Below are 11,641 nucleotides of genomic sequence, written 5' to 3'. Positions count from 1 at the left end.
GGCTTCTTTCGGCTTCATTCGCTATCGTTCATGTCATGCGGAACAAGCTATCCACCGACGGCCGCGCCCTGCGCGCCATCCGCCAGGCCAAGGGTTGGGACCTGCGCGGATTCGCAAGCCACGTCGACATCAGTGAGTCCCACCTCGGCAACGCTGAGTGCGGTCGGCGCGATCTCACCCCTCCGAAGCTCAAGCGGGTCGCCGACGCCCTGGGCGTCAATGTCACCGACATCACAGTGCATTTCCAGGGGGCGGTATGAACGCCGCCGGTCGGATCGCCATAGGCGGGTCGCTGTGACCGCAGCAACCCCAACTGCCCGCCGCGCCTGGACGCTCGAGGAAGTCCAGGCCCTCGGCCTGCGAACTGACCTTGTGACGGCATGCCAGATCGCCTACGGAATCGGCAAGAACAAGGCGTGGGAGATGTACCACGCCGGCGAGCTGGACTTTCCTGCGATCAAGGTCGGTCGGCGAGTCGTATGTCCCACCCGCCCGCTACTCCAGCTCCTGGGAGCCGGATCGGCGTGAAGCCGACGCAGCGCACCACCGGCCAGCGCGCTGCGTAGCGCACACGTTCTCAGCCGCGAGCCCCCTCCGACCGGCCGAGAAAAGACCTCAGAAAAAAGCAAGCGCCGAGCCCCCACGACCCGGCACCGCCACCATCTCGTCCCGCAAAGGACCACGTTGACAACAAGGATAGCGAAAGCGCTCCATGCCGTGGAAGAGGCGCGGCATCGCAAGCAAGTTCGCGGCATCGTCGACTGCGGGTACGTCGCATGAGCTCGACGTACGACGCTATCGTCCGCGGACAGATCCTGCCGCTGTGCGACCGAATTGCGAAGCGTGGCCAAGGCTTCATGGTTCGATGCCCCACACACGACGACGGCACCGCCAGCCTGAGCATCTCACCCGGCCGAGACCAGCCCGTCGTCCTTCACTGCCACGCCGGCTGCCACGCCGACGACGTCCTTCGCGGCTTCGGTCTGACATGGGAAGCCCTGTCCAGACCGCGCGAGGACACTGAGCGGCGCGAGCGTGCGCCCTGGATGACCTGCATGATCCGCGACGGGGAGCCCGTCCGGGACCATGCCGTCAAGGCCGAGTACGACTACACCGACGAGCACGGCACCCTCATTCGGGGCGTGTCTCGCTGCGTGCAGAAGTGTTTCCGGCAATGGCGGCCCGACCCGGCCAAGCGGAGCGGGCGGACCTGGCGAACCACGCTAGACGACGGCACCGAGGTCGGCGCAGACCTCATCTACCGCCTGCCCGAGGTGCTCGCTAACCTGCGTCGGCCGTTCCTCGAGCAGGTCAACATCTGGGTCGTCGAGGGCGAGAAAGACGCCAATCGGCTCTGGTCGCTTGGGCACCCCGCCACCACCAATCCGCAAGGCGCGGGCAAGTGGATGGCGGGGCACGCCGCCTGGCTCGCGGGTGCCGACGTCGTCATCGTCGCCGACCGAGACACCGCCGGTGAGCAGCACGCCCGGACGGTAGTCGAAACGCTCATGCCCATCGCCCGGTCCATCGAGGTCGTCCAGGCCGCCGAGGGCAAGGACATCTCCGACCACATCGATGCAGGCCTGCCTCTGCGGCAGCGCATCACCGTGTGGATGCCCCTGCCCGCGGCCGACGCCGACGCCACTGCGGCAGAGTACGAGGCCCTTCGTGTCCACTGACCTCGTCGTCCCGAACTTCCTGCCCCACGTCAACGGCAAGGGCGAGGCGTCAGCTGCGCCGACCTCTCCGGAGGAAGAGCGCATACCTCGTGCGCTCGACTTCGAACGGGTGCTCGCAGAGCGAACCGTCTTCCGCCGCGCCGACGCCAAGGCAGCAGAAATCGTGGCCGCCGAGACCGCCGCACGGGTCGCGGCCGAGAAGCACGGCGGTCGGAACACGTGGCAGCCCGAGGACATTAGCGACGTTCTCGACGGCACCCGCGATCCCGTCGTCACCGAGCTCGGCCATCGCGCTGACGGCGTGCCGATTCTGTACCGGGGCAAGGAACACGGCATCGCCGGGGAACCGGAGTCGGGCAAGACATGGTTCGCGTTGATGATCGTCGTCCAGGTGCTCAAGAAGGGCCACCGGGTCACGTACGTCGACTTTGAGGACGATGCCCGCACGGTTGTTGGCAGGCTCCTCGACCTCGGCCTGATCAAGGAACGGCTTCGGCGAGATAGCGACCAGTTCCGCTACATCCGGCCAGAAGCCGCGCCTGGCGAAGACGACATCACTGCCGCGATCACCTTCGGCGGCGGTACCGCCGACTTGGTTGTCTATGACGGCTTCACAGAGGGCGCCGCGCTGCTCGGCCTCGACGTCACCGGCGGCGACGGGCAGGCTGCTGTCGCCAAGTTCCGCCGGACCGTCATCCGGCCGGCACTCACCGCTGGCGCAGCGACCCTCATCACCGACCACGTCGTCAAGTCGAGCGACAGTCGGAACCGTTATGCGCTCGGCGCCCAGCACAAGCTGGCCGGCCTCACCGGCGCACAGTTCATGATCGAGGTCGAGAAGACGTGGGGGCGCGGACGCAAGGGCCGGTCGAAGATCTACATCACGAAGGACCGCAACGCCGCCCTGCGCGAGGCCAGCCAGCCCGACCCACGCCCGAACTTCGACCACTTCGGCGACCTCGTGGGCAACGCCGAGGACCCCGAGATGGGCATCACGGTGGTCCTGTTCGCGCCGCGCAGCGAGCAGGAGGGCATCGAGAAAGCCGTTGCCGAGGGTCAGCCGGATCCGAAGCTCGCGCCGGCCGTCGACCGCGTCATCGAGGTTCTGCAGGGCAGCGAGGAGCCCCTCTCGGGCAACAGGGTGGCCGTGCTTGCCGGGGGCCGGAAGCAGACCGCGCTCGACGCCCTGGAGTGGCTCGTGGCGAAGGGTCGCGTGACGCGGACCAAGAACGGCGCCACGTTCTTCCATGCGCTCACACCGGAGCCGGTGGAGGACGTGGCCGACGAGCCCGCCGTTGCCCTGAAAGCCGCCTGATGTGTAACGACCGGTTCCCCGGTTCCCGACCGGTTCCCACCGGTTCCCGGAACCGGGTTTCACCGGTTCCCCGGTTCCCACCCCCTAAGGGGGGAACCGGGAACCACCGGCGGAACCCGCAAACGGTCGGGAACCACTCCAGACCCACCCACCTCACATCGAGGAGACCCGAATGATCCACCAGTCCACGCCGCCGCTGGACCTCGCAGCGGAACTCGCCGAACTCCAGGCCGCACGCCTTCGCCGGATCAGCTGGAGACGCCAGGCCAACGCGGAACACCACGAGGCCCGCCAGCACGGCCTCCGCTTCCGCCACGCCGCCAAGCTCGCCCGTATCACCGCGAACGCCGCCGACGGCAACCAGCCCGACCCAGAGGTGACCGCGTGAGCCTGCCGGAGGTCCGTGGCGCTGGCCGCCTGATCACCGACCCGAAGACCGGCCCCACCCGCAGCGGCGGCACCTGGACCAACGGCCTGGTTCGGTTCCAAGCCTGGAAGCGCGACGGCGAGACGTGGACCGAAGGCGACAGCGTCGTGGCCAGCATCATCGGCTTCGACGACGTGGCCGCCGCTCTCGCCGCCTACACCAAAGGCGATGAGCTGGCCGTCCAGGGCACGGTCAGCGTCGGCATGTGGAAGGACCAGCCGCAGCTCAAGGTCACGCTGTCGAAGGTATGGACCCCGGAGCGGCAACCTCGCGGCGACCATGCCGCACGCGGCCAACAGGGCAACACGAGCAGCGCCGCCGACAGCGTGAGATCCCAGCCCGGCGAGCCTGCCGCGCCGAAGCAGCAGCAGCGGGGCGCCCGTCAGCAGCCTGCGACCGATGCGCCGCGCCGTGAAAGCGCCGTTGTTACGAACCTGCGGGACCACGCTGCCCGCCGCCGCAGGGCTGGTCCCACCACGCAACGACCGGCATGAGCAGCCCACCAGCAGGAAGGAAAACCACCATGACCATCAACCACGCGCAAACCGCTGAAACGTACGGCGAGTTCACCCAGCGTGAAAGCCGGACCGTCGCCGAGTACGAGCGCGCGACCGCCGCGCTCTTCGACTCCCTCGACATCGCCGACGACGCCGAGGTGTACGCCGACGACGCCAGCGAGTACGGCACCGCGAGCGCCCTGACCCTGTGCCGGACCAGCCGGCGATACCTTGCCGAGCTCGCCGAGCAGGTCGACGTGCTCCGCGACCAGCTGCACCTCACCAACGACGGCCTGCACACCGAGCCGAGCAAGGCGGCGGCGCTGTTCCTGGGCGTCCAGGTCGAGGCGCTCGAGACGAAGAAGGCCGGCGTAGAGCGGGCGCTGCTCGACCACCTCCTCGGGTCCGTCGAGCAGGCCTGACACCAGACCGACGAGCACAACGGAGAGGACAACGGGACATGGCCACCACGGACCCCCTTGGCCAGGGACCATCGAAGCCCTCGAAGAGGGCGCGTAGCAGTGGTACAGGCCGATACGTCCGCAACGAGGACACGGCCGAGCGAGACGCCAAGGCCTGCCAGCTGCGGAACGACGGCATGACGTACCCGCAGATCGCCGCCGAGATGGGCTATGCCGACCACAGCGGGGCCCGGAAGGCGGTCGCGCGGGCGCTGGTCGCGATCGTGGCCGAGCCTGCAGGCCGGCAGAAGACGCTGGCGCTCGGCCGGTTGGACAGCATGCTCGCGGAAGCGACCAGGATCATGCGCGCGGATCACGTCGCCCACTCCAACGGCAGAGTGATCATGAATCCGGACGATCCGACGAAGCCACTGCTCGACGACGGTCCGAAGCTGCATGCCATCGACCGCATGCTCAAGATCGAGGAACGTCGGGCGAAGCTCACCGGCATGGATGCGCCGGTGAAGGTCGACCCGATTACGGCCGCGCAGGTCGAGGCGGAGATTGCACGCCGGGCCGCCGAGCTCGGACTCAACAACGACGACGAGGAAGGAGCGGGCCGGTGAGCGGCATCAGCAGCCTCCCGATCTGCGATCACGGGAGGTGCTCGGCGATCCTCGACGCGGTCGCCGCGCGCGACGACAAGATCAGCACCAACATGGCGGGGCTCGTTGCTGAAGCCATCGAGGCCACCCTTGGCGAGCTCGGCATCGACCACACCGACACCAATGTGCGGGCCACGCTCGGCCGGCACCTCGTCCGGCTCGGCGCCGCCGCGCCCGGGCGGGTGGGGTGACCGCGGGGGGACCCCTCACCTCTGCGGATCTACCCTCCGAACCTGGCGGCCATGGCCTAACGCTCGATGCGCTGAGCACGGCGTTTTTGGCGCTCAACGAGGCGCTCGGGTACGCGTTCGATCCCGCGGCGGCCGTGAGTGCCGCCCGGGCGGCGCTCGAGGGTCTGGACCACGAGACGCTGCTGACCGTGGCGTCGGTGCTGGCCGGCTTCACCGCAAGCCACCTGCAGCCGCGGGATCTGGCCGTCGGCAGCCTCGGCGAGTGGCCTGACCTGCACCTGATGTTCCTGGCGATTCAGGATCATGCGTCGTGACGCCGGTTGATCCGCTGGCGACGCCGCTGCCGGGCGGTCTGGTGCTGCTCGGCCCGGCGGGGACCCTGATGTTCTGGCGGGCGCTGGTGACCGCCGAGACAGCAGCCCGCCGCGACGGTATCCGGGCGCCTGCGGATGTCGCCGCGGTGCGGAGGCTGCTCGAGGTGGCCGCGCGTGACGCGCGATCTGCCGTCTCCGGAAGTACGGAAGTGCCGCCACCTGCAGATTTGGCACGCTTCGAGACAACTTCAGGGGTCCGGTTGGACCCGATCGGTACTGGCGAGGCGGCATCGTTGCTCGGCTGCGGCCAACGCAACGTGCGAGATCTCTGTCGGCGCGAAGTGTTCGCCTCAGCCCAGTGCCGGTCGGGGGTGTGGACGATCGAGCGCGATGAGGTGCTGGCACGTCGGGGTCGTGAGCAGGTCCGACGCGCCCGCATCGAGTCTCCGGCCCGAACCCTGCAACCCGCGGCCTGACGAATCCTGGCCGCCACAGCATGGGAGCGGCCGTCATGGCGATTTTCGACAGGAAGCGTGAAGCTGGTGAGGCGGTCGTCGATTGGGCGACCGCCACCGGCCGGATCCACGCTCGGGAAGCGACGAGGTGGCGGGCTGAGGGCCCGATTGGCGAACGGATTCCGCAGGCCATGACTGCGGGGTGTGCCGTGCCGGTGCTGCCATCCGGCGCCATCCACGCCGATGGTCCCGCGGCCAGCTCGCAGATGCCCGGCACGCGTCGCCCCGCGGGCGTCGACGCGAAGTGGCTCAGGCTCAACCCCGAGCTGGACGACCTCACCGCACGGCAGGGTGCGGCGGTTCTGGCCACCTCGACGCAGAACCAGGACGTGCCGACGCTGTTCGAGTCCGGCGACCTGCCGCCGTTCACTGCCTCTGGCATCGACCCCCACCTGCTGGCGAACGTCCCCTGGACGGTCCGGCACGCGATCGCGGAGACGCCCGACCGGGCGGCGGCGATGGAACTGCTGCAGGCGGCGTCCGGCGAGCACGCCGGCGATATCGGCGCGGAGTACTGGCACGACCGGCCAAACCGGGACTACCGCCGACGCGTCGAGTCGTGGGTGTCCAAGGGCGCGCTGGCTGTAGATCGGGAGCGCGAGCAGTACCGGCAGGGCCAGCAGGTGGCGGCGAGCACGGCCACCAGCGTGAAACCGGTCGGTGAGATGACCGACGGCGAGGTCTACGACGCCGTGTTCGGCGACGTCGAGCGCCGAGAGGATGGCCGCATCGACGATCACCGCCAGCGGGTTGCCGCCGGCACTGCGGTCGGGTACTTCGGGGACACGCGCGGCGGCCTGAAGTCGACCGAGCGAGTCCGGTAGCCATGGACCAGTCAGCGGCACCGTTCATCCAGTCGATCCGCCGTGGCGTCCGTCAGGCCGGTGATGTCGCGCTGCTGCTCTCGGCAGCGGTTGACGCCGGCGTCGACTCCATGGCCGCGGTCGAGTCGGCGATCATGCATGTCTACGACGACCGGATCGACGTGGCGGCCGTCGCCGCCCACGATCCCCTCTTCAGCCCGTGCCCCGATCTGGAAGCGGCGAAGTTGCTCGGACGGATCGTCAGTGAGCAGGCGGTCGCGTTCACACTCGCCGTCCAGATGATCGCCGACGCCAAGGACATCTCCGTCGCCGAGGCCGTTCAGCAGCTCAACCGCATCACGGAGGGGTGAGCCATGCACGAGGAGGGAATCTCCGCAGGATCGGTTTACGTCGATATTAGGCCTCGCGCCGATGGCTTCTGGCCCGAATTCGTCCGAACTAACCTGGCAGGCGCTACGGCAGCCGGTGAGCAGATCGGCCGGGTCATAGGCCGGGTCATCGCTCAAGAGGTTGCCAGAGGCGTCCGTGACGGTCTCGGCGGCTCCGGGATACGAGCCCAGGGCGCCCGCGCTGGTGCCGAATACGGCGGCACATTCGCCGACACTGCCAAGCGCCGGATCGAGGCGGCGCTGCGGTCGCTGCCGACGCCGCAGATCGGCGTGGCGACGACCGGGGCCGAACAGAAGCTCAAGGACCTGCGCGGCGAACTGTCGACGCTCGCGTCGAAGCGGATCGGCGTCGACATCGGCGCCACCGAGGCGCTTGCGGAAGTCCGCCGAATCAAGACCGAACTTGACGAGCTTGCTGGAAAGTCCCCGTCCGCGCAGGTGCGGGTCGACGCCGCCAACGCGGCGATCGAGCTGCTCGCCATTGACCGGGAACTGAACCGGCTCGATGGGCGCCGCGCCAACGCGAAGGTCGACGTCGACAGCAACGCCGCTGCCGCGACCCGCGACATGAACGTGCTGGTCAATACCGCGTTCGCGCTCGGCCCGGCGATCGTGCCCGGCGCTGTGGCTGGAACGGCCGCGATCCTCGCCCTCGGCTCTGCGGCCCTGTCCGCGGCACCTGCCATCGGCGTGATCGGGCTGGCGTACCGGGGTGTCGGCGGGGCCATCAAAGCCCTCGCCGACGCCCAACGGGACACGCCGAAATCGGGCGGCATCGACCGGCAGCAGCGGTCCCTGGCGTCCACCGCCGACCAGATCCGTTCCGCCGAGGCCAGCCTGGCGAACACCAGGGCGAACGCCGCCGACTCCCAGCGCCGTTCCCTGCAGCAGATCGCTGACGCTGAGCGGCAGGTCGGTGCGGCGCAGCGGGAGGCGCAACGCGCCCAGCTGGCCCTCAACGACGCCCGCGAGGCGGAGCGGCTCGCCCAGCAGGACACGGCGTTCAGGCTGCGGCAGAACGCCATCGACCAGCGCAGGGCGGTCGCTGAGGTCGCCGCTGCACAGTCCGCGGCGGCGTGGGGTGGCGGCGAGCAGTCAAGGCTGGCCTACCAGGAGGCGCTGCTCCGGCAGGAGCAGCTGAAGGCCGCCGGGGAGCAACTCGCAGCCGAGCAGGAGCGCAACACCAAAAGCGGCATCGACGGGTCGAAGCGCGTCGTTGCGGCGCAGGAGGCCATCGCCCAGTCGCAGGAGCGGGTGACCGCTGCTGAGCGTGGCGTCACCCAGGCCCGGGATCAGGCCGCCTCCCAGGCACGGCAGTCGGCGTATTCGATCGCGCAGGCTCAGCAGTCCGTCATCTCCGCTCAACGGGCCGCCGGCGCGGCCACCGTCGCCGCGGCCACCAGCGGCACTGCGGCCATCGACAAGCTCGACGAGGCGATGCGGGGGCTGCCTGTCTCGGCACAGACGTTCGCCCGGTACCTGTTCTCGTTGCGGCCCCGGCTGCAAGAGCTGCAGGCGACCGCCGCCAACGGGGTGCTGCCCGGCGCGCAGCAGTCGATCGAGACGATCCTGCCCTACTTCGGGAACCTGAACTCGTTTGTTGGCGACGTCGCCGGCACCATCGGTGTTCTCGAGGTCCGTGCCGCGAAGACCTTCACCAGCCCAGTCTGGCGCGGCTTCTTCTCCTTCATCGCCGGCAACGCCACCCCGGTTCTCCACGGGCTGTACGAGACCACCGTCAACGTCGGTGAGGGTTTCGCCCACATCCTGATGGAGTTCGCGCCCGTCGAGCGGCAGGTCGGCGCCGGCGTCCTGAAGCTGTCGGAGCGGTTCCGCGACTGGTCACGGACGTTGGAGAGCAACCAGGGCTTCCAGTCCTTTGTCCGCTACGCCCAGACCGAGGGTCCGAAGGTCGTGCGGACGATCGGTGAGCTCGTGACCGTCGGCGGGCACATCGTTCAGGCGTACGCCCCGGTCGGGTCGCTCGTCGTCACCGAGCTCCGCATCCTCGGCGAGGTCATCAACGCCATCCCCGTGCCGGTCATCACCACCCTGGCGACGGCGATCACCGCCTACAAGACCGCGGCGCTGCTCACCGGCGGCGCGCAGTCGTTGCTGAACTCCGGCCTGCTGACCGGCATCGGCCGGATGATCACCTTCAGGACCGTTGTCGACGAGGCCAGGGTCGCCACCACCGGGATGCAGCGGGCTCTGTCGGCCACGTCCGGATTCATCGGCGGCCCGTTCCTGGTGGCCGCCACCGCCGCCGTCACCGTCCTCGCCCTTCTCGCCGAGAAGCAGGCCGAGACGAAGGTGAACACCGACAGCTACCGCTCGGCGCTCGAGGAGTACGCCCGCGCCTTCAAGGACGGCGTCACCCCGGCGGCTCTCGAATCGGCGAAGGCCATCCTGGCCAACAATGTCGCGCTCCGCGGCCTGGTTGAGGTCACCCAGTCCCACAACATCAAGGCATCAGAGGTTGTCGCCGGCCTCAACGGTGAGGCGGACGCGCGGAAGAGGGTCGTCGACGCCATCGACGACCACATCGGCGCGCTCTGGGTCAGGGTCGGCTACGAGTCCGGGGATGCCGCGAAGGCGGACAAGGAGCAGATCGAGCGCCTTGAGGGGATGAAGGTCGCGTTCCTCGATTCGAGCGCGTCCGCCGCCGAGGCCGGGAGGCTGACCGGGCAGCTCGCCAGCGAGCAGCGCAAGACGAACGACATTTTCGAATCCGCGAAACCCGCGGTCAAGTCCCTCGCCGACTCGTACAAGATACTGGCGGATTCGACGTCGACCGCCGCGGATAAGGCACGGGCACTCAAGGACGCCGAGGACGCCCTGTTCGGGGCGGCCCGCCAGGCCGACGAGGCGAACGAGGCGCAGGCGAAAGCCATCCTCGCCACGAACAAGACCCTCGACACCCGGAACCTCCTCAACGCAGACGGCGCCCGGAAGCTCGACATGACCTCCGAGGCCGGTCTCCGGGTGCGAGACAGCCTCAAAGAGCAGCTGAACGCGATCAACGCGACGTTCCGGGCGAACGTCGCGGCTGGCATGTCGATCGACGAGGCGACCCGCAAGCACCAGGAGGAGATCGACAAGCTCCGGGACAAGACATCAAAGAAGGGCATCGACAAAAAGGCCACCGAGGATCTGATCAGCATCTATGGCCAGATTCCAACGGCCAAGACGACCGACGTGACGATCCGAGGCCTTGACGCCACCAAGGCCCAGCTGGACGAGCTGCTCGCCTACCAGCTGGCGCTGCGGACCGGGATCAGCCTCACCGAGGCCCGCAACAAGATCAATCCGCAGCACGTCTCTCCGGACGGGCGGGGCGCGTCGAACTTCTCGGCGAGCGCCGGATACGCCACTGGCGGTCTGGTCGTCGGCCCAGGTACCGGCACCTCCGACTCGGTCCCCGCGATGGAACGCAGCACCGGGACGCCGTTCTGGCTGTCTAATCGCGAGTTCGTGCAGCCCGCAGCCTCGGTTGACTACTACGGTCAGGGGTTCATGGAGGCGGTCCGCCACCGAACCATCTCCCGGGAGGCGATTCGCGGATACGCGACCGGTGGCCTCATTAACGACGTCCTCACCGAGCACTACCCGTTCCCCACGACGGTGGCGAACATGAAGATCCCCAGCCGCGCCGAAGTGGCCAGGGTCGCCACCGAGGGCCCGTCGTCCGGCGGGTCGGAGGACATCAAGGCGTTCATCCGGGCCGCGGGCAAACTGCCGTACATCTGGGCGGCGGCGGGCCCGTTCGGCTACGACTGTTCCGGCCTGGTGTCGGCGGTCTACGGCCTGATCAGGGGTTTGGGCGGCGGCCACGGCCAGCGGTACTTCGTCACCCAGGACTTCACCAACGGCGCGCCGGCCGGATTCAAGCCTGGCCCTGGCGGTGTCCTGACGGTCGGCGTGAACCCGGCGACGCACATGGCCGGGAACTACGGCGGGCTCGGCTTCGAGGCGGCGTCAACCCGATCCGGTATCAAGATCGGGACGGCGGCGCGGAAGACCGGCACATTCGAGAAGCAGTTCCACCTCGCTACCGGCGGCCTCGTCAATGTCGATGCGCTACGCGGGCTCGGACTCGACGTCGGCGGCGACCCGTCCGGCATGACGATCAACAACCGGCGAGTTCCGCTCGGGGTGTACGACTCCGGTGGGCGGCTGCCGCAAGGCCTCAGCCTGGCCTACAACGGCACCGGCCGGCCCGAATTGGTGCAGACCGCGCAGCAGGAACGGGCCGCCGAGCGGCCAAGCATCACCATCCCGGTGCACGCCTCCGACGGCATGTCGGTCCAGGAGCTGGCGAAGGCGGTCGCGGCCGAGCTGGCTTGGCAGACGCGGTGACCTGGGCGCGGGCGAACATCAGGTTCGCGCCCAGGCCGGGCAAGCCTAATGTGCGCGACACGCGC

General features: G+C 68.9%; 14 protein-coding genes. All 14 read left to right on the top strand.

Going from position 1 to position 11,641, the window contains the following annotated elements:
- Positions 1 to 35: 35 nt before the first annotated feature.
- Positions 36 to 260: a helix-turn-helix transcriptional regulator gene (locus tag AB0367_RS00840; protein WP_366224083.1), complete on the top strand. Its 225-nt coding sequence runs from the start codon at positions 36 to 38 to the stop codon at positions 258 to 260.
- A 34-nt stretch (positions 261 to 294) separates the two neighbouring features.
- Positions 295 to 528: a DNA-binding protein gene (locus AB0367_RS00835; protein WP_366224082.1), complete on the top strand. Its 234-nt coding sequence runs from the start codon at positions 295 to 297 to the stop codon at positions 526 to 528.
- A gap of 248 nt (positions 529 to 776) precedes the next feature.
- On the top strand, positions 777 to 1,679 hold the full coding sequence (locus AB0367_RS00830; protein ID WP_366224081.1) for a hypothetical protein: 903 nt from the start codon (positions 777 to 779) through the stop codon (positions 1,677 to 1,679).
- Positions 1,669 to 2,994, top strand: coding sequence for a hypothetical protein (locus AB0367_RS00825; RefSeq protein ID WP_366224080.1), 1,326 nt, complete (start codon positions 1,669 to 1,671; stop codon positions 2,992 to 2,994). The genes AB0367_RS00830 and AB0367_RS00825 overlap by 11 nt, the downstream gene beginning before the upstream one ends.
- A 172-nt stretch (positions 2,995 to 3,166) precedes the next feature.
- The gene (locus AB0367_RS00820; protein WP_366224079.1) at positions 3,167 to 3,382 is read left to right on the top strand and encodes a hypothetical protein; all 216 of its coding nucleotides are present in this window, start codon (positions 3,167 to 3,169) and stop codon (positions 3,380 to 3,382) included.
- Positions 3,379 to 3,915, top strand: a complete 537-nt coding sequence (locus AB0367_RS00815) for a single-stranded DNA-binding protein (protein ID WP_366224078.1) — start codon at positions 3,379 to 3,381, stop codon at positions 3,913 to 3,915. The genes AB0367_RS00820 and AB0367_RS00815 overlap by 4 nt, the downstream gene beginning before the upstream one ends.
- A 29-nt stretch (positions 3,916 to 3,944) precedes the next feature.
- The gene (locus tag AB0367_RS00810) at positions 3,945 to 4,340 is read left to right on the top strand and encodes a hypothetical protein (RefSeq protein WP_366224077.1); all 396 of its coding nucleotides are present in this window, start codon (positions 3,945 to 3,947) and stop codon (positions 4,338 to 4,340) included.
- A 176-nt stretch (positions 4,341 to 4,516) separates the two neighbouring features.
- Positions 4,517 to 4,945 (top strand): hypothetical protein, encoded by a 429-nt coding sequence (locus AB0367_RS00805; protein ID WP_366224076.1) that lies wholly within the window; start codon positions 4,517 to 4,519, stop codon positions 4,943 to 4,945.
- Positions 4,942 to 5,175: a hypothetical protein gene (locus tag AB0367_RS00800; protein ID WP_366224075.1), complete on the top strand. Its 234-nt coding sequence runs from the start codon at positions 4,942 to 4,944 to the stop codon at positions 5,173 to 5,175. The genes AB0367_RS00805 and AB0367_RS00800 overlap by 4 nt, the downstream gene beginning before the upstream one ends.
- A gap of 86 nt (positions 5,176 to 5,261) precedes the next feature.
- Positions 5,262 to 5,489: a hypothetical protein gene (locus tag AB0367_RS00795; RefSeq protein WP_366224074.1), complete on the top strand. Its 228-nt coding sequence runs from the start codon at positions 5,262 to 5,264 to the stop codon at positions 5,487 to 5,489.
- Entirely contained in the window at positions 5,486 to 5,965 is a 480-nt protein-coding gene (locus AB0367_RS00790; RefSeq protein WP_366224073.1) for a hypothetical protein, read from the top strand. Before AB0367_RS00795 ends, AB0367_RS00790 begins: the two co-directional genes overlap by 4 nt.
- A gap of 188 nt (positions 5,966 to 6,153) precedes the next feature.
- Positions 6,154 to 6,828 carry a hypothetical protein gene (locus tag AB0367_RS00785; RefSeq protein WP_366224072.1) on the top strand — a complete coding sequence of 225 codons (675 nt, stop codon included), beginning with the start codon at positions 6,154 to 6,156 and terminating at the stop codon, positions 6,826 to 6,828.
- 2 nt (positions 6,829 to 6,830) lie between these two features.
- Positions 6,831 to 7,178: a hypothetical protein gene (locus AB0367_RS00780; protein WP_366224071.1), complete on the top strand. Its 348-nt coding sequence runs from the start codon at positions 6,831 to 6,833 to the stop codon at positions 7,176 to 7,178.
- A gap of 3 nt (positions 7,179 to 7,181) precedes the next feature.
- On the top strand, positions 7,182 to 11,576 hold the full coding sequence (locus tag AB0367_RS00775; protein WP_366224070.1) for a hypothetical protein: 4,395 nt from the start codon (positions 7,182 to 7,184) through the stop codon (positions 11,574 to 11,576).
- The last annotated feature ends 65 nt before the right edge of the window (positions 11,577 to 11,641 follow it).

The sequence above is a fragment of the Dactylosporangium sp. NPDC051484 genome (genome assembly GCF_040689395.1).
GTDB lineage: Bacteria > Actinomycetota > Actinomycetes > Mycobacteriales > Micromonosporaceae > Dactylosporangium.
The sequence above is the reverse complement of the archived record's forward strand: the minus strand, read 5'-3'. Positions and strand labels throughout refer to the sequence as shown.

What these genes read in the sequence shown, in the direction of transcription:
- AB0367_RS00780 (WP_366224071.1), top strand. Translation starts at nt 6,831, where the DNA reads ATGGACCAGTCAGCGGCACCGTTCATCCAGTCGATCCGCCGTGGCGTC.
- AB0367_RS00775 (WP_366224070.1), top strand. Translation starts at nt 7,182, where the DNA reads ATGCACGAGGAGGGAATCTCCGCAGGATCGGTTTACGTCGATATTAGG.
- AB0367_RS00830 (WP_366224081.1), top strand. Translation starts at nt 777, where the DNA reads ATGAGCTCGACGTACGACGCTATCGTCCGCGGACAGATCCTGCCGCTG.
- AB0367_RS00810 (WP_366224077.1), top strand. Translation starts at nt 3,945, where the DNA reads ATGACCATCAACCACGCGCAAACCGCTGAAACGTACGGCGAGTTCACC.
- AB0367_RS00805 (WP_366224076.1), top strand. Translation starts at nt 4,517, where the DNA reads ATGACGTACCCGCAGATCGCCGCCGAGATGGGCTATGCCGACCACAGC.
- AB0367_RS00840 (WP_366224083.1), top strand. Translation starts at nt 36, where the DNA reads ATGCGGAACAAGCTATCCACCGACGGCCGCGCCCTGCGCGCCATCCGC.
- AB0367_RS00820 (WP_366224079.1), top strand. Translation starts at nt 3,167, where the DNA reads ATGATCCACCAGTCCACGCCGCCGCTGGACCTCGCAGCGGAACTCGCC.